We start from the raw sequence: 26,139 nt of genomic DNA, 5'->3' as shown, positions 1-26,139 counted from the left end.
TATTCCTCCCTAAATAATAAATCCCACCTTTCCATAATAAACCAACCATATCCGTATGAATATAAAATTATCAAATTTCCCACATAAAGAAATAATAAATCATATCAACCCCAATTCCAGTATATCTTTCCATTCTAAGAAGATTCGAGTAATATCCTGCTCTGTGATATCATGTCCCATTTGTACTTCAATGAACTCTAGATCCGTAATGGCCTTCATTGCGTGTCCTATCCCTGCATCAATTTGAATGGTATCGCACGCTTTTACACTCAGCAGCTGGTCTCCAATCATGACTTGTGCTTCTCCACGAAGGATGGTCCATAGTTCTTTCCGATGATGATGGGTATGATAACTTAAGTTTTTACCCGCTTTGATTTGTATTCTGCGCGTGTTCACTTCCAATCCGTCCTCAGATTGATAAAAATCGATGATTCGGTACCATCCCCATCGACGCTCAACATACATCGGCTTGCTTTCAAACTCATGGACGATTCCTTTGACTTGCGGACTTGCCTCCTTGGTGCTAACCAGAATGCCATCCGGACTCGCTGCAACGATGACGTCGGATAAACCAATGACAGCAACGGGAATATCCAATTCGTTCACGATATGATTGTTAGCGCATGTATGGGGATCTTTATTTTTAATGATGCCTTTGCCTACGACTGGATTCTCAATTTCATCCGTGAGCGTGTCCCATGTGCCAAGATCTTTCCAGAACCCTTCAAAAGGCAGAACAATAATACGGCGTGTATGTTCGACCACTTCATAATCGAAGCTATTGCTATTCAATTGCTTGTAGCCGGCCAGAAAAGCGTGATAATCGGTCGGCAGACCCTTCTTTTCAAGAATAGAAAGAATAAAACTCAATCGAAACGAAAAAACGCCGCAGTTCCATAATGCATGTTCTTGCAAAAGCTTAGTCGCTAACGCCTCGTCCGGCTTTTCCTTGAAATAATTCACCCGCTTATACCGTTTGCCGTCACTTTGATGAGGAACAATATATCCATAGATCTCCGCAGGATAGGACGGCCTTACCCCGATTAACGCTAAGTCGGCAGACGCATCGTTCAACGCGGACTCCATATCCTGGATTCTGTCAAAAAAAGAGGCCTCCACGAATGGATCCACGGGCATGACCGTGATGACTTCATTCGCATCCATTCCCTGTTCAGCACGCATATATAAGGCAGAGAGCACGATCGCTGCGAACGTATCTCGTCGATCCGGCTCCACCACGACGTTCACATGCCCTTCGATTTGGTTGAATACAATTTCTCGCTGTGCGCTGCTCGTCGCAATTAATGTATGATCCGCCAATCCTGCATCTTGAAGTTGACGCCAAACGCGTTGAATCATCGATTCATATTGTCCTTTATCATTCACGAGTACTTTAAGAAATTGCTTGGACCTTGCATCGTTGCTTAACGGCCATAACCGTTTCCCTGAACCACCGGATAACAATACTAATCGCACATTCCTTCCCCTCCAGTTCGCATTTCCACGTGTAACGGGTAGAAAACCCGACTAACAAACTAGTCTATCTGACACCATATTCAGCAGTACGTTTATAAGTCAGGGCGCTTTAGCCGAAAGTTCAATGTTTATCCATAAATACAAAGAAATGGATATATACGTTTTCTGTTATTTCTAACCATTCTAGCGAATTCCGTCACTTTTCATGAAAGAGAAGAATAGATTATAAGATAAGGTTTCATAGATGCATCGAATAAATAATTCAAAAGGTGATAAAAAAATGATCCTTGTAATTACCGGAGCGAGCGGTTTTGTCGGAAAGCATGTCCTCCCTTTATTAATGCAGCACTCGATAGAGATACACGCGATTAGTAGACAAAAGATGGAGGTACCCTTTAACGGGATTCATTGGCACCAAGTTAATTTATTTCATGCAGATGATGTCGGAAGGTTTATGAACTCTGTCAAACCCACACATCTCCTGCATCTGGCTTGGGAAGCTACCCCTGGTGTGTATTGGAATTCATTGACCAACTTTCAGTGGGTGGAGGCATCCTTATGTTTAATGAGGCATTTCTATGACCATGGCGGGCAGAGGATGGTAACCGCTGGGACATGCGCTGAATACGAATGGGGAGAAAACACACTTATAGAGGATCTATCACCGCTAACTTATAGCTCACCCTATGCTGTCTGCAAAAACTACGCCCGTGCATTAATCGAAGATTTCTCGAAACAGACCGGTCTAAGCTGTGCTTGGGGGAGAATTTTTTTCGCGTATGGTCCATATGAAAAGTCAAACCGGCTAATCCCTTATGCCATTCGCTCCCTCCTGCTTAACCAAGAGATTCGCTGCACAGATGGGAAGCATCGAAGAGATTTCTTGTTTGCGCAAGACGTTGCTGAAGCTTTTATTTCCATATTAATGAGCAATGTCGAAGGTCCTGTCAATATCGCATCAGGGACAGCCGTTTCGATTAAGGAGGTTCTTCAGCAAATATCACAACGTATCGGAAAGCCAGAGCTAATTCAGTACGGGGCTTTACCAATATCTCATGCTGAAATGCCGCTCGTTGAAGGTCGAATCCACAAGCTACAAGAACTGGGTTGGACGCCAAAAGTAAACCTACATCAAGGTCTTGAAGACACGATCAAATGGTGGAAAAACAATATGACAGAGCCATCATAACTTAAAAACATGTATAGACAACAAAGGAGGTGTCCTATGAAATATATCTTCGCTTTTTTCTATCGCAATAACCTTGACTTACTTCGCCTAGCCATTCAAAGCATCGAGCCATTATGGGCGCATACGATCATCTTTGACAACACGCCTCATCACTCCTTACAGCACGAACAACCCTTTCCACCTGGTGTTCATATATATCCATCCCCTACTCCATTAAGCTTCACGCAGTCTATGAATCTTCTTCTGCAAATGGGGCAACAACAGGGGGCAGATGCCGTCATATTCATGCATAATGATGCTGAAGCACATCCCCATACCGCAAGTACGTTTATATCAGCATTAACCAAACTGAAAAATACTGGGGCAAATTGGGGGATTACCTGTGCCAGTGGATTTTTACTTTTTGCCATTAACGTACAAGCCGTGGGAACGATTGGCTACTGGGATACGACGTGGCCGGATTATTTTTCAGATGTCGACTTCTGCTACCGTACTCTGCTTGCAGGCTATGATATGTATGAAACCAACCTCCCGATTACACATCACAACGGCGGCAGCAATACCATAAAATCCGATCCGCAGCTTCACTTGCAAACCCTACAATTATGGCCTGAATGGGAAGCGTATTATGCGAAAAAATGGGGGGGACCTATTGGATCTGAGGTCTACAATGCCCCCTTCAATCCTGCTGCAACCGCACCTTGCCCAAGGGGGATTCCTCGGCAATTTCCTTGGTAGATGCATAACAGGGCATAACAATTCACCTGAATGATTCATGGCGGAATTCCGACGGTCCATGGATTTTTCAGGTTGGAAAATTCCCTTATCATTGAATAAAGGATGGTTGCAAATGCGAATTCTCATTTGGTGTACAACAATGTCGTTCGGTGGAGGGACACGATTACTTTCCAACTTGCTTCCGGCGATCGCCCGACAGGATGATATGGAACTGATTCGGTTGGTTGTTTCTTCGCAAATGCAAGCCATCGCACCATTTGATGAGCTTGGCCACACCTGCGCAAACATCGAAATCGCATATTTTGATGGAGATATACAGAGTCCAGAAGGAACCTCTTTTTATCATGACTGTCATGTCGTCTATTATTTTTGGCCTCATCAAATGAAATTCAAGCCTATTAACCGTCCTACGATTTGCACGTATCATGATACGACGATTTTGGATTTTGTGCCCCCGTTTACAACCGGAACCTATATACGAAATTATTGGAAGTCTTCGAAAGAATGGTTGGAACATACGACGTCTGTCATTGTGCCGTCCAATTATGTGAGAGACAGGATCATTTCACATTTCGGCAGTCATTGTCAGGCTACCGTAATCCCATATGCCATCGCGCCAAACGACGTTTCTTCAGGCAGCATAAGACCAGAAATTGCCGCTAAACTCCCCCCCGATTACATCGTTTACCCAGCGAATACGTCTCCGCACAAAAATCATTACAATTTGCTGTTAGCCTACTCCAGGTTCTCTCAGCGGAAACGGCTGCCTCTTGTATTATTCGGATATCACACAGACTTATTAATCTGCGAACCGCCAAATTGGCCGGAAGTGCCGTCGATTGCTACCTTAGTTTCGCTGATCAGGCGAACAGGACTTCGGGTTGGTGAAGATTTTTACGCACTTGGCTACCTATCGGATCAAGATATCATGCCCGTCATTCGCGGAGCCAAAGCTTTAATTATGCCTACTCTATCTGAAGGAGGAGGACTTCCGGTATTCGAAGCTTTACGGCTCAAGGTACCCGTTCTTTGTTCCGACATTCCCGTCATGCGTGAACATCTAGATCATTGGAATACCACTGAAAAAGTAGCCTGGTTTGATCCAGAATCACCTGACTCTATTGCAGGTGCAATCGAGCAGTTCGTAGCGAATTATGACCATTACAAGGCAATTGCCGATCAAGCGGTTCTACACGCCGAAAACTGGGATGATCTGGCCCGGAAGTATATCCATGTGTTTCGACGCTCGTATCTCAAATATTACGGCCAAATGTAATAGATAGTGCGGCATATCTTACTATACTTGTAAAGGGGCTTTAAATAATGAGAATACTGATTTGGTGCGCTAATTTGATATCTCTGGGCGGTGGAGCCAGGCTGCTGTCCAATTTGCTGCCCGCGATGGCGCGTCAAAACGATATCGATCTGGTCAGGCTGATCATTTCTCCCGAAACGAAGTTTAAGGACAGAATCGAATTATCAAGTTATCCAAACATTGAGGTGATATATTTCGAGGGAAGCTTACAATCACCTTCGGGTCTCTCTTTTCTTAGCGATTGCCATGTTGTTTACTTTTTTTGGCCACACGGCCCAGAATATCAACAGGTCGATCGACCGACCATTTGCACGTATCACGACACAACGGTTCTTGACTTCGTCCCCCCCTACTTGTCTGGTTCGACGATAAAAAAATACTGGGAAATATCCAAAGCATGGGTTGAAAACGTAACCTCCGTCATTGTATCCTCCCAATACATGAAAACCAGGTTAATCGAGCATTTTGGAGCCCATTGCCAAAATACGGTCGTTATTCCACATGCGATATCCCCAGCCAAACCGGAACATGGCGGGACCGTCATCAGCTCTGATTTAGCTGCCCGATTGCCTGCAGCGTATATCGTATACCCGAGTAATATTTCACCGCATAAAAATCATTACAATTTACTGCTCGCTTATTCTAAATTTTCGCTTCGAAAAAAGGTTCCGCTTGTTTTATTTGGATATCTTACGCAGCATTTGCGCAATGTGCCGCCCGATTGGCCGGAACTACAGTCACTTCCAACGCTGGTGTCCTTAATCAAAAGATTGGACTTGCGCTTAGATGAGGACTTCTTTCCGCTCGGTTTTATTAGGGATGAAGATGTAATGCCCGTTCTAGAGCAAGCTAAAGCGCTCATTATGCCGAGCATGTCGGAAGGTGGAGGAAGTTACCCTGTAGAAGAAGCATTAAGACTCGGAACCCCCGTACTCTGCTCGGATATTCCCGTTATGCGCGAGCATATGGCGAATCATAGCGCCGAAATTGTCTGGTTCGATCCTGAATCGCCAGATTCTATCTTGCAGGCCCTCGAATCCATGACATTGAACTACGACCACTTCAAGCAATCCGCTGTTAAAGGAATCAACGACCCTTCCGAAACCTGGGACGACATTGCCCAAAAATATATTCATGTGTTTCGAACTTCGTATTTGAAATTTCACGGTCAGCTTTGAGCACAGCTTAGCTCTATCGAGCTACTTGTTGCATAAGATTGTAGTATTCCTGCGCAACGTCAGACCAACTTCTATAATGAGCTGGACTTAACGTACTCTTTTGTCTTGCAAGCAAATTACGGTTATGAATAAAAAGCAACTGAATGGAAAATGCCATTTCGTCCACAGAATGAGGGTCAAATGGGATAAAAGCGTCTAGATCATGCAGCACCTCTTTTGTGACTTCGATCCTGCTGGCTGCCACTGGTGTATCGACGGCTAGAGATTCAAGAATAGGAAATGGGCAGCTTCCTTCAAAAAGCGTCGGTACAATCGTCCCAGTAGCATACCTATAGAAGGAAGGCAAATCTGCCGACGGCATTCTACCCATAAAATGAATGCTGTTGCGGATTTCCAAGTCATGACAACGATTTAGGACATCCGTAATTTCCTTGTTTAGAAGGCTCGTTTGATAGTTATCGGTTAAGACGAGTTGAAGTTTTGAAATATGACCATCCGCTGTCTGCCTGAATTTGATAAATGCTTCAATGAGCCTGCAGTGATTTTTATGCAAGCGGATGATGGACGGGAAAACGATATAATGTCCGAATAAATTGTATTTGTGCCGGAACGTGACTTCGTCATCGATCCCGAAGGAAGCATACTCTTCGACGGGAGCAGCTAATCGAATCACATGTGTTTTTTCCGCGGGAAGTCCCAAGAAACCGATCCCATCCGCCGTTCGCACGTAATGCGAATTAAACACAACGGCTGCTGCTTTATCTGCCAATGGATAAGCGAAACGGTTCACTCGATTCGTGAAATCGGGTATTTTGCCATAATACAGTTCCGGAAAATGCAGATAGACCAAGTCATGCAGACAAAATATGAATGGCTTGTGCAAATACATGGCCAACTCTAAGCTAACAGAAGGGACAATCCACACGTCAGCAGGAACATGCTGGTTAATCCAATCCATCGAGTTTGATTTCAGTAGGTTCAATCGTCCGGGAAAATGTATGAATTCCGTACCGAACAGCCTTTCGAATCCAGCGTAGTTTTCCGCCGTCGTAACCACATAAATCGTAGTTTTGCTGTCTTGAAGGAGCAGTCCATGCACTAATCTAGCTAAAAAACGGCCGATTCCCTCCCCGTCTAAATCCAAAGGTTGAGCAAATGCGACGAAAACACCAATACGCTTCGACGTATGCGAACCGCTTTGCGGTACACCCATGTCCAAAAAAATAGGTGCCTGCTCGGCATGCAGCAGTCTCTGGCATTCCTCTGACAACAAAATATGGGTCAGCAGTTTTTGGCGGTTGACGCCTTGCAGTAAACATTGGACGTGAATGTCGATCCCGCCCTGTTCCGGGTTGCGCCCCAACAGTTCATTGTATAGCGCATGGACAAAATGCAAATGACTTGCCAGATAAAACTGACTGATCATTCGTGCAATCGTGCTGCGGTTGTAATCCAGAGGGTTATACTGCATCTGCTTATAGGTGCTTTCTGCTTCATCACTCTGCAAGAATGAGTTGATTATTGATATTTTGGACGTATGCCTGGATAGTAGACTTACATGATGCTGCAGCCCTGGCAAATCAGGCTCCCTGTTAAGCAATTGCCTATACAACTCACTTATGAATTCAACTCCCTCTAATCGGACGAGCCGATACAGAATCTGGACGATACGGTCACGATTAACCATGATAATCTCCCCTCACACCAGTCCATCTAATACTTCCTTGATGTTCATGCAGATAAACTTGACGTCCTCCTCGGATAAAGTCCCGTAACTAGGAACGTTCATGCCTAATGCCGAGATCCGATTGACGACTGGAAACTCCTCTTCCTTTTGAAGCTTTTTATAGGGGGGCAGCATATGCATCGGGTAAAAAAACGGTCTGGTTTCGATGCCTCTTTCCTTCAGCTGGATCATCACGTGATCTCGATCTTGTACGGTTCCCTTATTCAAAATAATGCTCGACATCCAAAAAACATTCCGTGCCCAATCTTTCTGGACAGGCAGTGTCAACCGAACATCGTCTTGGAGGTACTGTTCGTAAAGCTTCGCGACTCGGATACGCTGATCAACATGCCAATCTATATTTTCCAATTGTCCATATCCGACCGCAGCTTGAATATTCGTCATACGATAATTGTATCCAATGACGGGAAACCAGTATCTTTTTTGCGGATCTTGCCCTTGTCCCTTCAGAAGTCTTATCTGTTGTGCAATACGATCGTCATTGGTGGTTATCATGCCGCCTTCGCCTGTTGTTATAATTTTGTTCCCGAATAAACTAAAGGTTGCGCTATGTCCGATCGATCCGATCATTTTCCCTTTGTACTCCGCCCCCAAAGCTTCGGCCGCATCTTCAATGACGAACAATCCGTGTTTTTGGGCAATGTCCATAATAGGATCCATGTTCACGGGATGTCCATAAATATGAACGACGATGATTCCTTTCGTCCGAGGGGTAATTTTTGTCTCTATCAATTCAGGATTAATGTTCCAAGTATCAGGCTCAGAATCTATGAATACGGGTGTTGCCCCGCAGTAGTTAACCGCGTTTGCCGTAGCAACAAAGGTTAGCGTCGGAATAATGACTTCGTCGCCCCGTTCCACGCCGTGTGCCATCAAAGCTAAATGCAATGCGGTTGTGCCGTTGCTGCAGGAAATCGCATGCTTCGTATCGCAAAAGTCACAGAATCCCTGTTCAAACCTTTCGATATAGGAACCGTTTGAAGAAATCCACGTTGAATCCAGACAATCTGTGACATACTTTTTTTCGTTTCCGTTCAAGACTGGGATTGCTATAGGATATCTCTTTTTCAATGAAAGTTCTCCTTCCCTAACACCACAAATTTCAGGTAAGCTTTTTGATGATTTTTGCGGGTACACCTACAGCAAGACAGTAGCTAGGGATATCCTTCACAACGACCGCACCAGAACCAAGAATCGACCATGAACCAATGGTCATCCCATCAATAACTTTTGTTCCTGTTCCCAAAAAAGTCCCCTCGCCGATCCTCACGTTACCTGATATATTGCAACCCGGTGCGATATGGCATGTCTCACCAATGTAACATTCGTGATCGACAGAGGCGCACGTATTTATAATGGAGTTATTGCCAATACAAGCTTCCGCATTTAGAACCGCGCCGGGCATAACGGCGATACCGGAACCAAGGATGACAGAATCCGCCACATAAGCGTGCGGACTGATCGCATTGATTAGCTCAAAGCCTGTATCCAGCGCATGCCGGGCAAGTTGATGTCTTACGGAATTCCCGCCGATCGCAACAAACGCATGGCGAATCCCTTGTTCATATAATTGGGGTAGGATGGAATCATCGCCTAATACCGGAATGCCTGATATTTTTCGATTTCCAATCCGATCCGTGCAGCCGATGATCTCAAACTCCGGATTTGACTGGATCATATCAATAACGACTTTGGCATGGCCTCCGGCTCCAATAATTACGACTTTGCAGCGTATAGCCATTCCCCTCCCCCCCATTCCATTGCAGACGTCGATGATATTCAAAAAGAATGATTGTTTTTTACTAATCACATACATATGCGGCATGGAACTTTTAGACACGGCGTTTGACGTTGACCATAAGCTGCAGGACCGCCAAGTTTCCCCAAGCACCTTCCTTTTATTCAATTATTGGATTTGACCTTGTTACATCCACACGCAGAATAGACCACGCATTTACCGGTGGCCTATTTACACTAGCTATATGCGCATTTCAGTGATCTCCACGAAACGCATTTTTTAATGAAATCAATAGTATGATTTTCATAGTTGTGATTTGACCCGATCAAGATCAGCCTCCACCATCATCTCAATCAAAGTCTGGAGACTTGTTTCTGCTTCCCAGCCCAGTTTTTGCTTCGCTTTCGCCGGATTTCCCAGCAAAAGATCCACTTCTGCCGGTCTATATAATTTCGGATCAATGACGATATAATCTTCGTAGTTTAATCCTACGGCGTTAAATGCAATATTGCACATATCCCGTACGGTCGTCGTCTGCCCGGTTGCAATAACATAATCATCAGCCTCGGACTGCTGCAGCATCTTCCACATGGCTTTCACATAATCCCCAGCAAATCCCCAGTCGCGTTGCGAATCAATATTGCCCAGCCGAAGCTCCTTTTGCTGTCCAAGCTTAATTCGCGCTGCTCCATCCGTTACTTTTCGTGTCACGAATTCAATCCCACGCAGCGGTGATTCATGATTGAACAGGATACCGCTGCTTGCAAAGATCTTAAAACTTTCACGATAGTTCACGGTAATCCAATGGCCATATAACTTGGCGACACCGTAAGGACTACGGGGATAAAATGGAGTTTGTTCCGATTGGTGAGCCTCTTGTACAAGCCCGAACATTTCGCTAGAGGATGCTTGATAAAAGCGAATGGAAGGATCCGTTAATCGGATGGCCTCCAATACATGAAGCACGCCTAAGGCAGTCACATGTCCCGTCGTTATCGGTTGTTCCCATGAAGTACCCACAAAACTCTGGGCGGCCAAATTATACACTTCGCTCGGTTTTGATTGCTGCAACGCTCTTATAAGCGAAGTTACATCCGTCATATCTCCCTCGATCCATTCAATCTCCTTAGCTATATCTAAGTACTCAAGCCGCCAAAGCGTGTTCGTACTTCTTCGCGCAATAAGACCGCACACCCGATAGCCCTGCTGAAGTAAAAACTGAGCTAAATAGGCACCATCCTGCCCTGTAATCCCTGTAATAAATGCAGTTTTCATTGTTCACCTCTCAGCATCTTCGTCGTTCCTTATTGTCTTGATCACTTTGTATTGTGAATTACCTACATTAGATGCGGTCTGAGAAAATTAGGTTTGGGCGAATGTCCATATGCACACAATTTTACTCGATGAAGAGCTGCTTCCACTTGTCTCTTGTTATATAGAGAATTCCGTCCGGATGTGATCCCAGAAGATGCGCTCCGTATTCTGGCTTGAATAATGATTTAATTGGATCTTCTGTTGATCGATCCTGCTCTGCTTCATCACCTCGTCGCCTAACAGTTGATGAACTATGGAAGCGATACTTAAGTATTCTTTATGCTGCACAAGGACCCCACCGTTTCCAACGGTTTCACCAATCGCGGCCGCATCATAAGCGATAATCGGCAATTGAAAATGCATTGCCTCGAGCAGAGGCACACCAAAGCCTTCATGCTCACTCATACTAATGAATAAATCCGCATTTCTGTAGTGGGCTAACAATTGATCAAATTGGAGGTGCCCTGTAATATACACATCCGTTAAATTCAGAGAAGATACGAGCTGCTTGGTCTCCCGCAAGTAAGCAGGATCTCCCAATCCGACAAGGTACAATCTTGCGTCAACTGCAAAGTAATTTTTGTAATAGTAAAACACACGAATAATGTCTTGTTGTTTCTTATTCGGCACGACTCGTCCTACAAACAATAAATCTTTATCTCGCTTCGTTTGAACCAAATGGTTAAGCATATCCGCATTCGGAGGGTGATCATATTCTTCAAAATTCATAATAATAGGCGTTACGGCTGTTCTGTTATATCCGTACTGAATTAACTCTTGTCGGTTATACTCTGAATCCGCAAACGCGATATCGATATAGGGCCTTAGATATTGCAGATCCTGCCGTCCAAGGGCGCATAAACGCTCAGCAAGCGGATCATAACCGGCAAAAAAGTGGCTGGGCGTAACATTGTGATACAGAAGCATTCTTTTGTTCGTAAACTGTGTAAGAAACTGAGCTAAATCGCAGCCGATCCCCATATGGTAAATCACAGGCTCTCCTAATGGTATTTCGTTTAGAGATCGCACTTGTCCCTCGAGGTGAGGATGTGATAATTGCGCATAAATTTCAGATTTAATTCCTTTGCTGTTAAGCAGCTTCTTCATATGGATTGCAGAATTGCTTATCGCATCGCCATAACTCATGAAATAGACCAACTGATTGATCTCCAATGACATAGTTCCCACTCCTTCGATGTAACCCAAGACATGACGATGAATATTGTGAAGTCCTGCATTCAAGATGCATATAATACCGATAGATTTCCATGAAGAAACATTGCCGTCCTGCAGCTTCTATCTGACACCATATTCAATTCATCGCTAAGAGGTAAGGGCGTTTTGAAGAATCTGGATTGATATCATTCCGAGACGAACCATCCATTGGAAAGGAGACAACAGAAATGCTCCAATCGCAACTCTGTAAAGAGCAAGATTTTCAAAGCCAGTGGTATGCCGATGCTTTCATGAAGCTAAAAGCGGAAGATGCCCTGCTGTCACTGGTAAATAACAATATGACCGATCATGCAACTGCACCTCTATCAAGACTTGCCTATCGCTTTCACCGGAAGTTATGGGAATGGTGCTTCATTTACGAAGCGCTTCGTCAACGAGGAGCATTACAACCGAATAAAAGAGGATTAGGATTCGGTGTAGGAACAGAACCGCTTACAGCAGCTTTCGCATCCCATGGCTGTCAAATTACAGCAACAGACCTGGATTTCGAGGTTGCGCAAGCGCAGGGGTGGGTAGCAACCAATCAGCACGCGGTCAGCCTCCAAGAACTCAACGGTGAGCATATTTGTGATCCAGCGCAATTCGCCAAGTTAGTTACGTTTGAATATGCAGATATGAACCATATCACGCCTAGCTATGACGGACAATTCGATTTTACGTGGTCCTCCTGCTCGTTCGAACATCTCGGTTCCATTGAATTAGGCACTCAATTTATCGTGAACCAAATGAAATGTCTAAGACCAGGCGGTGTCGCCGTCCATACGACAGAATTCAATTTATCATCGAATGAGCATACAATTGATCATAATTTAACCGTTCTTTTCAGAAGGCGCGATATTGAACAGATGGTTCACAGGCTGCGAGCCGAAGGATATGAGATAGATGTAGATTTTTCATTAGGTATCGGACCCATAGAATCTCATGTCGATGTGCCTCCCTATTCCCACCATCCTCATCTTCGACTGCAGCTTGGACAATTTGTGACAACTTCGATTGCTCTCATCATTCATAGACCCTAATCCATGAGAAAGCAGAATGCAGCGTGCTGATCCGCACCCCGCATTCTGCTTTTTCCATTAATCCATGATTCTTGTAATCAGCAGATCCAAATGATCCATCGTGGTGTAATTAGCCAATTCCTCTACATTCGTCGGCACGACACTACAATCTCGCTGAATGATTTCAAAGGAAAATCCTCGTTCAACGAACCGCTGGAGAATCGGTAACGGTGGATGCCCTCCCCAAATGGCGGGTAAATACTCGAAAAATATTTTCATATTTCGGTTGTAATCAATAATTTCAAATAGACAATCCATAATTAACGGCTCTGCACCATCAATGTCGACTTTGATCACATCCGCTTTTAGACTTGGCAAATAGTCGGTTAATAATCCTTTGGGCACCGTGATTTCATGATATTCGTAAAATTGCTCTACCCCTGGGAACACAATGCTCGTACCGGCTTCACCAGCAACGGTCATCGTTAATTCGCCTCTTTCATCCGAAAGTGCAACCCGGTTCAAATGAACTCGGCCATTAAATCCGTTATAGGAGACGCTTTGCAAGAAATTTTTATGGTAAAAAGGATTCGGTTCGAAGGAGTGAACAGCGCCTGACGGACCGACTAACATGCCTGCCAGGATGGAGAAATAGCCGCAGTGTGCTCCGATATCCAATACGGTCATCCCTGGTTTAACAGTCGACAGAAACACTTGCGTGACATATTGTTCCCATGAACCCGAAGAAGCAATGGCCACATTGACCGGATCATTTAAATCTAGAAACATGTATGGGCCATGATTTAACGAAGTAAGAATGGTATTGTGCCCGATATATAACGGTAATCTATCCAACAACCATCATCCTCTCAAGCTATTATTGCTCCAATGCGCTTAACAATAATTTTGGAACGCGAACTTGACTGTTGCTTAACCCGTGCTTGTGTAGACGAACTTCTACATTGCTTTCTGTTGTCGTCACATGAAGAATATTATGGATGTTTTCTGACCGGACGATATTTCTTTGGGACCATAAAATGGTTTGGCCAAAATCCGCAGTTAGCTCCAGCGTGAACAGCCCTTGACCACGGATTTCAATATCCATGTCGAGCGAATACGACTGCGGCTCCAGCGTAACATAAGGACCATAGAAGACATAACCAGTAGAGAGACATGTGATCCAACCGTCACGATCTTGACCTTTCGGTAATGTCATCCCTGAAAAATATAGATCTCCGATTTTAACAGGTGCGTGATAATGCAGGGATGTGCTCAACGTGTCAGATGGTTCGATATCTTTATCGATTTTACTTAATTCAATGACCGCTATACCTCCAGCAAATGCAAATGGATAATGAAAATACGTGTGCTCCAGTTCACTCCGCTCGCATTGCTGCCACAGCTGTCGAGGTCCTTCGATCGTTGCTTCCGTGTCTATTTTCTTCATAAAATAAGTTTGAATGGCTTGTGCGGGGATGCCGTATTTGTCGACGAGTAAATCTAAGTAGTTCGAACTAAACTGAATAAGCCATCCTAAGTCCATAAGCTTACCGAAGGGTACGGTGATGAACGCTTTTCCACCGGTCTTAAGCAAGTTATAAATTTGTACGATGGCTTTCAATGGCGCTTCCCGATCACCAATCTCATGCTCCCCATATCCGTTCTGTCCGACATGCTCAACCGTAGATATCGAGATAATAACCTCGTATTTGGTATTTACATCCATAATATCGATATTCATGACGTCTGGATAAGCCTCGAACTTATCGATCGTATCCAAGGGGCCAAGTCTAGGTATTTGCTGCAACAGTACAGAATAATGTCTCAAAACGTTACCAACTTCAAGAATTTTCTTACCGATCCCATGCACGGACAAGAAATGAAGGGCTAAAGGAATTTCGACTGCTCTTTCCGCAAAGTTATAAATCGTTGTTCCTGCCGTATCATATTTAGGAATTTGATTATATGACAAGATTTGATTCTGAAAAGAAAACTCACCCTTGAACAGATGATGATCCATGATCCCCATAAACACCTTCCTTTCTACGATTTCCATTCCGCACCAAATATTTTATATAAGATGCTGACCCATAGGATAAGGTTTGGGCGAAGCCACTGCTTTTTCAGAATTCTTTTCTAACGACTTGGCTTGAACCTATTCAATGAAATCCTTGCTGCATACTATAATATTATCGCTTCATAAAGGAGGAGATTCGGGTGAAAGTGGTTATTCTAGCAGGCGGATATGGCACGAGAATTAGCGAGGAATCCCATTTAAGACCGAAACCCATGATTGAAATCGGCGATAAGCCTATTTTATGGCATATTATGAAAGGTTACTCCTATCACGGCTATAATGAATTCATTATCTGCCTGGGCTATAAAAGCTATTCTATTAAAGAATATTTCGCCAACTATTATCTCTATGGTTCCGACGTAACGTTTAACTTCAATAACCAGAACGAGACCATCATACACAACGAAACGGCAGAACCTTGGAAAGTAACGCTAGTGGAGACTGGGAAAGATACGATGACTGGAGGACGCATTCAATCCATTCAGAAATACGTGGGACAAGAACCGTTTATGTTAACCTATGGCGATGGCGTCTCCGATATTGATATCGCAAAATTAGTAGCTTTTCACCAAGCACATGGAAAACTAGCAACCATCACAGCCACCCAGCCCTATGGCAGATTCGGCGTATTGCAATTGGCTGAGGATGATCGTGTAGATGGATTTCAAGAAAAGCCCAAAGGCGATGGAGGGTGGATTAACGCTGGTTTCTTTGTCCTTCAACCAGAAGTATTCAATTATATTGAAGGAAAGCAAACAAGCTTCGAGAAAGAGCCGTTATCCAGCTTAGTGAACGATCAGCAGCTTGTTGCTTACAAGCATCATGGATTCTGGCATCCGATGGATACGCTGCGGGATAAAAATATATTAGAAAATCTATGGACTACAGGGCAAGCAGCCTGGAAAAAGTGGTGATTTCGCCTTGGATCGCATGTTTTGGAATCATAAGAATGTATTTATTACGGGTCATACCGGATTTAAGGGATCCTGGCTCAGTTTATGGCTGCATCAGCTCGGCGCTCATGTAACAGGATACGCGCTTCGTCCGCCGACCGAACCGAATCTGTTTGATTTATGCCACATAGATCACTTCATCCATTCCATATATGCAGATATTCGGGACCGGGACCATTTACAGAAAGCCATCGAGCAGGCCAACCCGGATATCATTATTCATATGGCAGCTCAACCTCTAGTAAGAGAATCCTATCAGCATCCCGTAGAAACCTATGAAATCAATGTGATGGGAACGGTTCATCTCTTTGAGGCCGTTAGAACCCTCATTCGAAACCAGAAGAGTCGTGTGAAAGTGATCATCAATGTTACGACAGATAAATGCTACGAGAATCAGGAATGGTCTTGGGGGTATCGGGAAAATGATCCGTTAGGAGGTTATGATCCTTATTCCAACAGCAAAGCTTGCTCAGAGCTCGTCACCGCCTCCTATCGTCACTCATTTTTCAACCCCAAGCACGTTCAGGATCATGGCGTTAGCTTAATTTCTGCGCGTTCGGGAAATGTCATTGGCGGCGGGGACTGGGCTACGGATCGTTTGATCCCGGATTGCATTCGCTCATTATTAAACCATGAACCGATCAAAATCCGTAATCCACTAGCCGTAAGACCATGGCAGCATGTCCTCGAGCCCTTAGCAGGTTATTTGCAATTAGCGCAGCAAGCCTATGGAAACGGACCGAAATTCGCTCAAAGTTGGAATTTCGGTCCGTTGGATCACGATACAAAGCCCGTGGAATGGATAGTGCAATACCTCTGTACGCATTGGGGATCACATGCTGCTTATGAAGCTCAAAATGAAGCGGGACCGCATGAAGCTAAATTTCTAAAATTAGATTGCTCCCGGGCAAAAACGGAGCTAGGGTGGGTTCCCCGCTGGAATTTAGAGACTGCATTAGATAAAATACTGGAGTGGACTCATGCTTATCAAGAAAATCAGGATGTCAAAGAAATTTGCCTTAAACAAATCGCAGATTTCCAATAGCAGCAAAAAATGCCCTGAACTTGTTGTTCGCGCCAAGTGCAGGGCTTTTTTGTTGCTTCTTTGTGATTATTTTATACCTCGATTCTACATGAGTTTTTAACCTTCACTTCATTCCTTTCCCAAATCGACTAACGTAGGGCACAGTTGATGTTCCTTGATCAAAGCTTCAACTTCCTCTCGATAATTAGGATTCATAAGGAATACATAACGAATCTTCTCCGATCGCAACGAATGATAATGTAGTATGGGATGTCCTGATCCCGGAAGGAACCGCCCTTGTTTGCTGGGGTTCAAATCCACGTAGCATGTAATTTTTTTGTTCAATGGATCAAATAAATTCGCAAATGTAACCCCTTTAGCGCCGGCTCCCCAAACCGCCACATCTCCTTCTGTTAATGCGTGCTCAAGTGCTGTCGCCCACCGCTCCTTCATCATGTTCTCGCGTATCAAGTATTGGTCAGCTAACGCAAGAACCGAAGCTGGATCGATAAACCTTTGTCCTTTCGGCCCTGTATGATCAACTACAGCTTCGAACCATAAATACTGTCCTTGGAAAACATGCTGATACCTTTCTACCTGATATCCAGCTCGCTCAAAGGTCATGGTTAATGAAGGAATGGAGAAATAAGAACAATGTTCATAAAAGAAATCCCAGACAACCGTATTTCGAAAAATCCATTCCACGCAAGGCGTTTCAAAGTATACGCGGGCATTCGGAGAGTTTCGCAGCGCTTCTCTAATCGTCGCAAGGAGCTCTACAGGTTGCTGGATATGCTCAATAACGTGCCGGCAAATCACGACATCTGCCTGAATATGTTCATAGGAGGGACCATAGAAGTCTTTCATAAACACTAAACGTCCTTCATGAAGAATCTCATCCCCCTCATAACTTGGATCAAATCCATAACCCTTAATCGCTTGATTCCGGGTAAATAATTTATTTAGAAAGTGTCCTTTGCCGCAGCCTACCTCCACGATCGTGCTGCTGGCATGCGGAAGATTATTCAATATACGATCGACAAGTTCATCGGTGTATTGATGAAAAGTTGATGAATACTCCTGTATGTTATTGTACATTGAGCTGTAATTTAACTTCGTGTCGTCGAAAGAAGCGTTGAATACGAACCCACACTGATTACACAGGAATAAGGATAATTCACCGCGTACCATATCTACAGCATGTTCTTGATGGTCGAACACGATATTCTGGTGAACAGGGACATGATTTCGCAATAAAAAGGGCTTCGTTTGAGTACTTTCACAAACTGGACAATTGATCATTGTCATGAATGTCCCTCCTTCATTTGAATTCATTCATAGCGCATAATCCGGATAGTTCTGATCTTTATTCGAAATAACGCAACAGGGCAGCGGCCATGTAATCCGAAAAGAAGGGTCGTTCCATCGAATGCCGGCAGCTGCTTCTGCAACAAAAGCACGGCTCATTTGGTAGAACACCTCCGTGTCATCTAACAAAGATTGAAAACCATGCGCGAACCCCTCAGGAATGTATAGCATCTTATGATTATGCTTGTTCAATTCTGTGGTATACCACTGACCGTAAGTAGGAGATTCCGGACGCAAATCAATGACAACATCCTGGATGGCCCCCTGAGTACAACGAACCAGCTTCACCTCTTCATAAGGGGGCAGCTGATAGTGCATCCCCCGAATGGTTCCCCGCTTGCGATTGTAAGACAAATTACATTGCGCGACATGGGGATTGATCCCATGAAGACGAAATTCCTCGCTGCAAAACGTTCTCGTAAAAGATCCTCTTTCATCTTCAATGGGCTCTAATTCTATGAGATATAAACCTATGAAAGGTGTCTCCCTGAAGATCATGGGATGACCTTCACTTCAGGAATAGGTACAATCCATTGGCCGCCCCAAGCCCGAATATATTCCGTCTGAGCCATAATCTCAGCTGTAATATTCCAGGGCAGAATCAGAACATAATCCGGTTTGGTTTCCTTTATCTTATCTGGAGAATAGACGGGGATGCGGGAACCCGGCAAGAATAGCCCCTGCTTATAAGGATTCTTATCTACGACATATGCCAAGAAGTCTTTCCCGATGCCGCAGCTATTTATCAACGTATTTCCTTTCGCCGCGGCTCCGTATCCAACAATCGTTTTTCCTGCATTTTTTTTTTGAATTAAAAAATGTAAAATATCCCGTTTCATTTGGGTTACCTTGTGTGAAAAAGCTTGATATGTTGGAATCGAATCTAGGCCCGCTGCCTGTTCTTGCTCGATGATTTGTTCTACACGACCCGTATCGAGTTTCGAACCATCGTCCTGATGTTTGGCATAAATTCTTAAGGATCCTCCATGGGTCGGTAGTTCTTCGGCATCATACATTTCAAGTCCAAAATAGGAAAAAACCGTTCTAGCGGTCTGAAGTGAAAAATAGGAGAAATGCTCATGATAGATCGTATCAAATTGATTGCCTTGCATAAAACGCAGCATATGCGGGAATTCCATCGTAATCACGCCTTGTTCGCCAAGGAGAATTTTTAGCCCTGTAACAAAGTCATTTAAATTCGGTACATGCGCAAGCACATTATTTCCGATTAACAGGTCCGCAGCATAACCGCGATGACGTAATTGAAGGGCGAGTTCGCTTCCAAAAAATTCTGTAACCGTGGGTATGCCTTTCTCTACCGCTTTTTTAGCAACATTTTGGGCCGGCTCGATTCCTAGGACAGGTATTTCATGCTCTAAAAAATATTGCAATAAATAACCGTCATTGCTAGCAATTTCAATTACGCTGGAATGCGGGTCCAAGCCTAAAGTCGATATCATTCGCATCGTATATTCTTTGGTATGCTGCAACCAACTATCTGAATATGAACTGAAATAAGCATACTCCGAGAAAATCTCTGTAGGAGACTCGTATTGTTCTAGTTGTACTAATAGACAAGCTTGACAAATATACGTGTGAAGTGGATAGAACACCTCATATTTGTCCAAATTTGACGCATGCACAAATGAGTTAGATAACGGGGTTAACCCAAGATCGACAAAACTATGCAACTCCGAACATGAACAGAAACGACATACCCTTTGACTCATAACAGCCCCCTTCCTGCCATAGCCTAGCTCCATATACAAAAACTCTTCTCTTCCTTATTTGACTACTATATTCTTCATTCAGAATAGAAGTGACTTGCATCAAAAGAATTGGGGCGGCAAACCCCATCAAGAATGGTATGCAACCCCATTTAATCGGTAGATAGGAGTAAACTCTTTATTATCGTACCTATTCTTTGGGGCGAATATTTCGTATGCATGTCGTAGGCCGCTTGCCTAGCGACTTTTTCTCTTTTCATAGGATTGCCATAGGCTTCTCTCATGACGTTCCTGACGTTGCTGACTTTCACATCAATCCAATGATGTCCCTGATAATATGCCGGCCTCGATAATTGAAGCTTTTCAGAGACGGGGATGAGCCGATCCTCCGGTTCGATGAGAAAGCTGTTGCTGTCATTCATAAATTCAGCAGCGCCTCCGGAGCGTATAGCTATAGTTGGTACACCTAAGGCCATCGCTTCCATGACCGGCATTCCCCAGCCGCTTGCACGATCCATCGATATATATACATCTGTGCTGCGATACAAGCTAATTAATTGATCATGGGTGTGTGACTCCAACACAACAAAAACCTGCTTTTGGAATCGTTCGGGAGGAATGCATGAAGCGATTTCTCCCATCACATATTCGGTTGAATGTCCGCTGTGAATATAGACTTTTAAGATAAGTCCCACAGGTTCATTGACTGCAAACTCTTCGCAGAACGCTTGAATCAACAGATCATATCCTTTTCGAAAATCAAATCCGAATACATACGTAAAAAGAAACGATTGCGTGAGACCCTCTGCCTTATACTTGTAATACGGTCGTTCAGGATTATATACGGAAACATCAATTCCATAGGGAACAACCTTCAATTTATTAGGCAATACCCCGCTTTGGGAAAATGTCTTGTAATTGAATTGACTGGGTACCCATATCTCATCCATTTGATTGCAGAGAGCTACCCAACTTGTCGGAATCCGATCTGTTTCGAATAATGTGACACCTACGTTTTTCACGACATTTGGAATATCAAAATGTTGATCAAATATTTCTGGGAGTCCGTGCCGAATAAAGATGACCCGATCACCAATCGCAGAGGTTGATGCTTGCTGCAACCATTGTCTTGTTCCATGATCGATTTGAGCGTGATACTCTCCGGTGGGATGAATAAACACGGGAATGCCTGCCGACTTCACTGCCTTAATATAATTTCGAGACACGTTCCCGTATCCGCTCATATCAAATACCGGACCCATCCAATAGATCCCAGAGAAATTCATCGTAGGTTATCTTCCCTTCTGCCCCATGTTCCAAAATCTCAACTGAGGCAGTGAGGATTGGACAGGTTGAATATAATCCGCTGTAAATTGGTATTCATGCGGTGCATAAATAACAAACCATTGACAGAATATTTTACGATGATAGCCCCATGGATCTCGAAAGGCAGCCTGTAAATCACTCCTCATCTCCCAAATCATAGCCATAATAGGCGTAATGAGCGGCTGATTCGATGGTCCATCTGCAAATCGTGCTTGTTTGGATAGAAATATCGGACTATGCAACAAAGGGTTTTCACCGCCAATACCTCTATACTTATGAATATCAAGACAAACTTGGTTGAGAAACATTTCATATTTTCGGGCATAAATCAAATGCTGATAATTATTCTGGGATAAATCGGTCTCTAAGAGACGATCTCGAATCCACTGGGTATGAAACAGCGCCAGACGCACACTTCCGATAAAAATTTGTCCAGTAATATATTCGAGCCCTGACCCATCATCATCACCTAAATTGAATTGATATCTCGGCTGCTGAATTTCCAGCTTGTTCGAAACACTGCGGATGAACTCCTGAATCCCTTCGCTTCTCCACTTCTGTAGGTGTACACCTACATTGATCTGGTTGGATAGTGCCAGCATCAAGATGCAATAGGGTCGCTTGGGGTTCGAAACGACAACCATGTTCATCCCCTGTTGCAATGCTTCCGTTACTTCTGTTAATGGATCGCATACGTAACTTTCTACATCCAAATAGATGACGTTCGTATACTGCTCCTGTACCTGCAACCAATGAAACATTTCAGGTATTCCATAGGTGTCGTCCTTACGTGTCGGTGTCTTGGCGACTACATCCAATGGAGTAAAAGGGCGAATTACAATGTTTCCATCCAAGTCATGGGTGGGGATGCCAATTTCTTGCGATTCCGCAAATAAAACATAATAATCCCAATCTGGATGGTATGCGCGGATTAGATTCAATGATAAAGATATATTAGGCCATTGCAGCTTCTGAGCAACGGAAAAGACAGCCGTTTTGATGTGAGATCCCTCCCCTTAGTTAAGGCGTTTCACCCTTCAAAACCATCAATGAAATAGTATATGCGCGTTCATAGGGATGGGGTATAGACGTCTATTCCGTCCCCAACAAAAAAGACGAGACAACGATCAACTCGTCATCCCGTCTTTCCGTTCTACAAATGATTAGCCAATGCGTACTTGTTGGATTTGAAGCAATTTCACTGTAACGTGAAGTACGATTTTTTCTTTGACTTTTTGGAATGTTTTATCCAAATCGCATTCGTTTTCTTTCCGCTCTTCATGGCCATGTTCTCCATGATGATCATGGTGTTTCTTGAATCCGAAGTCAATTTCGTCAAAACGTGCATGTACGAGTTCGCAATAAGGAAGTTCATTATAGAAAACTTCATTATGGAATTGTTTGATGGCTAAGTTCGGGCTATGACCGTCTTTATCCAAGAATTCAAACGATTTTTTGGCTACTGGCGCAAGGTCAGGTTTGAAAGAAGAGCAAGTAAAGTCAATTGGCGTACAGGCTTCGAAATCTACGCAAACAGTGTTGTGACGGATATTTCCATGTACACAGGTGCCTTCATGTCTGTCATCATGTTTGCAGTCATGTTTACCATCATGTTTTTCATGGTCTAGAGCAGCATATTCAATGTTCTTACGAATATGACCGAACAAGAATAGTTTACCTCTGTTCACTGTATTTGTTTCATGGTCGATATCTGTTGCGATCAACCGGCATTGATCGATGAATACATCTTTCAATACACGTTTGATTTCAAGTGCTGGCTTATCTAACCAAATCGTGCTCTCTACACAAATTTGCACTTCGGGTTCAGACAATACAACAGGGACTTTGATTGTGTTTCTTGGTGTTCTGTCAACATTGGAGCTTTCCGATAATGTTTCACTTTTTACATGACAGTCAAAATTCTGTGGTTTCGGAAGAGACTTGTTTTCGGAACCTTTACTCTCGTTATACATTCAATTAAACCTCCTCGAAATAATAGCTTTATACATGATAGGGTAACATCAAAATCTAGATGTCAGGTGCTTACTGCATCCCTCCCTTCATGTCTTTATACTATTAATATTAAGGTCCAGAAGATTATGCATCCGCGCTTTGTCCTGATGAACTTCCCCATTTTTTATAGAGTTAGTGTTGCTGCAATGGAATTTGCTGCACCTGCAGCACTTCAATCATTAGATGTAGAACAATTTGTTTGGATAAGATATTGAACGTCTTCTCGTGACAGGAACCTTCATGCTTCATGCCCGTGCCTTTTTCTTCTACGACCTCATCCATGCTATAACTTACGAGTTCGCAATAAGGCTCATGTTGATAGACGGATTGATTCGAGAACTGACGAAGACTTGGCATCGTTCCATGATGTTTGGGCTTGGTAAATAGAAATGTACTTTGCTCCTGTTGTTGTGCAAGATTCGGTTCATTGCCTTCTGCAAAGGTAATATGCGTGCAAGATTTGAACGGAACTTGTGCCGTTGTATGACATATATCTCCGTAACTCTCCGTACATGAAGTGTTCTCTACAGCTGCAAATTCCATATTCGTCTCAATGACTCCCTCAATAAATAATTTCCCTTCCTTTATTTTGAAATGATGTGCATGAATGGCTACGAGTTGACACTCTTGCAACAACACGCGATCGGACTTTCGCTTCAATTCTGATGCAGGTCGATCCAAGGTTATCTCCGTAGAAATGTTGACAGGAACTTGGATTCTTGCAAGAATTTTGGGAGCTTGAATATACACGACAGGAGGTGTAATACTCCTAGAATAAATAATTCTTGGTTCAAGTGTAGAAAGCTTGGAAAGTTCAGGAGCATCTTGAGGTGTCACAAGGGTATTTATCATGGAAGGTGAGGTAGGTGGCGATATCCCAGCTTCTTCCTCAGGTGATTGGAGCGGAGCCTCTATAAGTTCAATAGGTTGATTTACCTCGTTTCTAGATAAAGGAAGTAGACGATCCGATCCACTAGGTTTAATTGGTGGTGAATTGGAGAACGAATCTTGCACGAATATCCGATTTATAGGTATACGTCTTTTTCTTTTCTTTCTCGATATATATCGTTTCTTCTTTGTTTTTTTAGAAAAGGATATATATTTTCTTCTAATCGCAGCCTTCTTATATTTCTTCTGTTTTTTCGTTGGATACGTAACGACTGCATTTTTCCTTTTAACAAGCTTTTTACTACTTTTTTTCACTTTTCTTGCAATAACAACCCCACGCTTTTGGGTTTGCTTCCTTCCGGGGATAATGCTTACTTTATACACGGTTACTCGAAATGATTTTGATCTCATTTTCTTCCATAGCGTTGATTTCTTCCTACTGAACCAGGGGCTGATGATGTTCTTCTCCCTCTGGCTCTTAATTTCCATACAATAGATGAGCAATCCCGATCCCTTCTCTCTAGGTATAGTTATACGCGGCATATGTTTACTAATAGGTTATGTTGCGTTGGTTGATGAAGGTGAGGGCGTGTATTCCTATTGAAGAAAGATATTAGACAGAAGTGCCGTGTCCTTTTATCCCGTGATGTCATATGTAAATAACATCAAGGTAATTCAAGGAAAGCATATCTGATGGCGGGGAGTATGTAGGGTGGACAATGACCTTTTCTTAAATAATATTGGAACGATGTTTGAGCCCACGGGGTATGCGAAAGCAAACCGTCATATCGTATCAGAATGGATTCAGCAGGGTGTTCGAATTCGTTATACACCGATTCATCATGAAGATGTCCGAGTTCCGCTTAGCATGCAACAGGAATCGCTTCTTAACTCGCTCGTACACACGCCGCTTCCTGATCGTTATCTTACGTTCTTTCATTATCCTGCAGCCTATTTTACGAAAAGTGATCCATCCTATTGTATCGGCATGACAATGTTCGAATGCAGCCGCCTACCATTTACGTGGTCCAAACGCTGCAATCTCATGGATGAAATATGGGTTCCATCCGAGTTTAACCGCCTCACGTTCATCAAAAGCGGGGTTGCACCATACAAAATACGAGTGATGCCATACGGCGTGGATACCCAAATGTTTCACGCTGAATTAGCTCCCTTATCGATACCGGGACAGCGTCGTTATACCTTCTTAAGCGTCTGTTCCTTTGACGAACGCAAAGGAATCGATACACTGGTCTCCGCATTTCTTGAAGAATTTGCTTCCTTAGAAGATGTCTGCCTGATCATCAAGACACGTGCATCTTCAGTAGAAGAAATCGCGAGGCAGCAAGTCTATATCGACAACATTGCGATGAAAAGCGGACATCGAGACCGTTCTTCTGTCATCTTGCTCTCCTCCATCGGAAGTTGGACAGAAGAGCAGCTCGCTGCTCTCTATCAAAGCGCAAATTGTTACGTACTTCCCACGCGTGGTGAAGGATGGAACTTAACCGTCATGGAGGCCATGGCCACGGGACTGCCTGTCATTACGACGAATTGGTCAGCCCATCTTGATTTCTTGAATGATACGAATGGTTATTTAATTGCCGTCCAAGGATTCGTCGCTTTGAATTCTAGCAATCCTCGCTTACTATGGGCCGTCCCAAGTAAAAATCATCTCAAACAGCTCATGCGGCATGTCTATACCCATCCTAACGAAGCATCAATCAAGGCTCGACTTGGCGCTCAAGTCGTCACAGAACGTTATACGTGGAAACATAGTGCTGCAAGAATGCTGCAACGACTGCATGAGATTTCAAGGCGATAAGTGAAGGAG

23 protein-coding genes are annotated in these 26,139 nt (G+C 43.7%); 8 read left to right on the top strand and 15 right to left on the bottom strand.

All coding sequences use genetic code 11. The annotated features are described in order from the left end of the window. Positions 1-99: 99 nt before the first annotated feature. Positions 100-1,476: a sugar phosphate nucleotidyltransferase gene (locus tag BVG16_RS05550; protein ID WP_078497554.1), complete on the bottom strand. Its 1,377-nt coding sequence runs from the start codon at positions 1,474-1,476 to the stop codon at positions 100-102. Positions 1,477-1,756: 280 nt separating this feature from the next. Here BVG16_RS05550 and BVG16_RS05545 point away from each other — a divergent pair, with 280 nt between their 5' ends. The 4 genes from BVG16_RS05545 (at position 1,757) to BVG16_RS05530 (ending at position 5,896) form a co-directional block, all read left to right on the top strand. After that, positions 1,757-2,665, top strand: a complete 909-nt coding sequence (locus BVG16_RS05545) for an NAD-dependent epimerase/dehydratase family protein (protein ID WP_158081623.1) — start codon at positions 1,757-1,759, stop codon at positions 2,663-2,665. A gap of 36 nt (positions 2,666-2,701) precedes the next feature. After that, the gene (locus BVG16_RS05540; RefSeq protein ID WP_078497552.1) at positions 2,702-3,403 is read left to right on the top strand and encodes a glycosyltransferase family 2 protein; all 702 of its coding nucleotides are present in this window, start codon (positions 2,702-2,704) and stop codon (positions 3,401-3,403) included. Between the two features lie 112 nt (positions 3,404-3,515). After that, complete coding sequence (locus tag BVG16_RS05535) at positions 3,516-4,679, top strand: glycosyltransferase (RefSeq protein WP_078497551.1); 1,164 nt, start codon at positions 3,516-3,518, stop codon at positions 4,677-4,679. Positions 4,680-4,726: 47 nt separating this feature from the next. Beyond that, positions 4,727-5,896, top strand: a complete 1,170-nt coding sequence (locus BVG16_RS05530; RefSeq protein WP_078497550.1) for a glycosyltransferase family 4 protein — start codon at positions 4,727-4,729, stop codon at positions 5,894-5,896. Between the two features lie 13 nt (positions 5,897-5,909). On the opposite strand, the gene BVG16_RS05525 is transcribed toward BVG16_RS05530, so the two are convergent. The 5 genes from BVG16_RS05525 to BVG16_RS05505 all read right to left on the bottom strand — a co-directional run bounded on the left by BVG16_RS05525 (position 5,910) and on the right by BVG16_RS05505 (position 11,874). Further along, positions 5,910-7,583 carry a DUF4214 domain-containing protein gene (locus BVG16_RS05525; RefSeq protein WP_078497549.1) on the bottom strand — a complete coding sequence of 558 codons (1,674 nt, stop codon included), beginning with the start codon at positions 7,581-7,583 and terminating at the stop codon, positions 5,910-5,912. 12 nt (positions 7,584-7,595) lie between these two features. Continuing rightward, complete coding sequence (locus BVG16_RS05520) at positions 7,596-8,714, bottom strand: DegT/DnrJ/EryC1/StrS family aminotransferase (protein WP_078497548.1); 1,119 nt, start codon at positions 8,712-8,714, stop codon at positions 7,596-7,598. Positions 8,715-8,745: 31 nt separating this feature from the next. Then, positions 8,746-9,384, bottom strand: a complete 639-nt coding sequence (locus BVG16_RS05515) for an acetyltransferase (RefSeq protein ID WP_078497547.1) — start codon at positions 9,382-9,384, stop codon at positions 8,746-8,748. 300 nt (positions 9,385-9,684) lie between these two features. Continuing rightward, on the bottom strand, positions 9,685-10,656 hold the full coding sequence (gmd, locus tag BVG16_RS05510) for a GDP-mannose 4,6-dehydratase (protein ID WP_078497546.1): 972 nt from the start codon (positions 10,654-10,656) through the stop codon (positions 9,685-9,687). A 156-nt stretch (positions 10,657-10,812) separates the two neighbouring features. Continuing rightward, positions 10,813-11,874: a glycosyltransferase family 4 protein gene (locus BVG16_RS05505; protein WP_078497545.1), complete on the bottom strand. Its 1,062-nt coding sequence runs from the start codon at positions 11,872-11,874 to the stop codon at positions 10,813-10,815. 224 nt (positions 11,875-12,098) lie between these two features. On the opposite strand from BVG16_RS05505, the gene BVG16_RS05500 reads away from it, so the two are divergent. Further along, on the top strand, positions 12,099-12,950 hold the full coding sequence (locus BVG16_RS05500) for an SAM-dependent methyltransferase (protein WP_078497544.1): 852 nt from the start codon (positions 12,099-12,101) through the stop codon (positions 12,948-12,950). A 57-nt stretch (positions 12,951-13,007) separates the two neighbouring features. Here the strand turns inward: BVG16_RS05500 and BVG16_RS05495 are convergent, their stop codons facing one another. Next, positions 13,008-13,784 carry an FkbM family methyltransferase gene (locus BVG16_RS05495; protein ID WP_078497961.1) on the bottom strand — a complete coding sequence of 259 codons (777 nt, stop codon included), beginning with the start codon at positions 13,782-13,784 and terminating at the stop codon, positions 13,008-13,010. A 22-nt stretch (positions 13,785-13,806) separates the two neighbouring features. Then, complete coding sequence (locus BVG16_RS05490; RefSeq protein ID WP_078497543.1) at positions 13,807-14,958, bottom strand: class I SAM-dependent methyltransferase; 1,152 nt, start codon at positions 14,956-14,958, stop codon at positions 13,807-13,809. Between the two features lie 188 nt (positions 14,959-15,146). Between BVG16_RS05490 and rfbF the strand changes: the two genes are divergently transcribed. Continuing rightward, positions 15,147-15,920 (top strand): glucose-1-phosphate cytidylyltransferase, encoded by a 774-nt coding sequence (gene rfbF, locus BVG16_RS05485; protein WP_078497542.1) that lies wholly within the window; start codon positions 15,147-15,149, stop codon positions 15,918-15,920. Positions 15,921-15,936: 16 nt separating this feature from the next. Continuing rightward, on the top strand, positions 15,937-17,004 hold the full coding sequence (gene rfbG / locus BVG16_RS05480) for a CDP-glucose 4,6-dehydratase (protein ID WP_078497960.1): 1,068 nt from the start codon (positions 15,937-15,939) through the stop codon (positions 17,002-17,004). A gap of 108 nt (positions 17,005-17,112) precedes the next feature. On the opposite strand, the gene BVG16_RS05475 is transcribed toward rfbG, so the two are convergent. The 7 genes from BVG16_RS05475 to BVG16_RS32355 form a co-directional block, all read right to left on the bottom strand. Beyond that, on the bottom strand, positions 17,113-18,291 hold the full coding sequence (locus BVG16_RS05475) for a class I SAM-dependent methyltransferase (RefSeq protein ID WP_158081622.1): 1,179 nt from the start codon (positions 18,289-18,291) through the stop codon (positions 17,113-17,115). Positions 18,292-18,318: 27 nt separating this feature from the next. Continuing rightward, positions 18,319-18,849 (bottom strand): dTDP-4-dehydrorhamnose 3,5-epimerase, encoded by a 531-nt coding sequence (gene rfbC, locus BVG16_RS05470; RefSeq protein ID WP_078497540.1) that lies wholly within the window; start codon positions 18,847-18,849, stop codon positions 18,319-18,321. Next, a complete protein-coding gene (locus tag BVG16_RS05465; protein ID WP_078497959.1) occupies positions 18,846-20,081 on the bottom strand; it encodes a class I SAM-dependent methyltransferase in 1,236 nt (411 codons plus the stop codon). The genes rfbC and BVG16_RS05465 overlap by 4 nt, the downstream gene beginning before the upstream one ends. A gap of 149 nt (positions 20,082-20,230) precedes the next feature. Further along, positions 20,231-21,364 carry a glycosyltransferase family 4 protein gene (locus BVG16_RS05460; protein WP_078497539.1) on the bottom strand — a complete coding sequence of 378 codons (1,134 nt, stop codon included), beginning with the start codon at positions 21,362-21,364 and terminating at the stop codon, positions 20,231-20,233. Between the two features lie 6 nt (positions 21,365-21,370). Continuing rightward, positions 21,371-22,345, bottom strand: a complete 975-nt coding sequence (locus BVG16_RS05455) for a hypothetical protein (protein ID WP_078497538.1) — start codon at positions 22,343-22,345, stop codon at positions 21,371-21,373. Positions 22,346-22,567: 222 nt separating this feature from the next. After that, positions 22,568-23,377 (bottom strand): CsxC family protein, encoded by an 810-nt coding sequence (locus BVG16_RS05450; protein ID WP_078497537.1) that lies wholly within the window; start codon positions 23,375-23,377, stop codon positions 22,568-22,570. A gap of 172 nt (positions 23,378-23,549) precedes the next feature. Further along, positions 23,550-24,269, bottom strand: a complete 720-nt coding sequence (locus BVG16_RS32355; protein WP_456299475.1) for a DUF7852 domain-containing protein — start codon at positions 24,267-24,269, stop codon at positions 23,550-23,552. Between the two features lie 748 nt (positions 24,270-25,017). Between BVG16_RS32355 and BVG16_RS05440 the strand changes: the two genes are divergently transcribed. Next, entirely contained in the window at positions 25,018-26,130 is a 1,113-nt protein-coding gene (locus BVG16_RS05440) for a glycosyltransferase family 4 protein (protein ID WP_233146896.1), read from the top strand. The last annotated feature ends 9 nt before the right edge of the window (positions 26,131-26,139 follow it).

It is taken from the genome of Paenibacillus selenitireducens, from assembly GCF_002021565.1.
In the GTDB taxonomy this organism is placed as follows: Bacteria; Bacillota; Bacilli; order Paenibacillales; family Paenibacillaceae; genus Paenibacillus_K; species Paenibacillus_K selenitireducens.
Note: the sequence above shows the minus strand (reverse complement) of the source record. Positions and strands in the feature narration are given on the sequence as shown.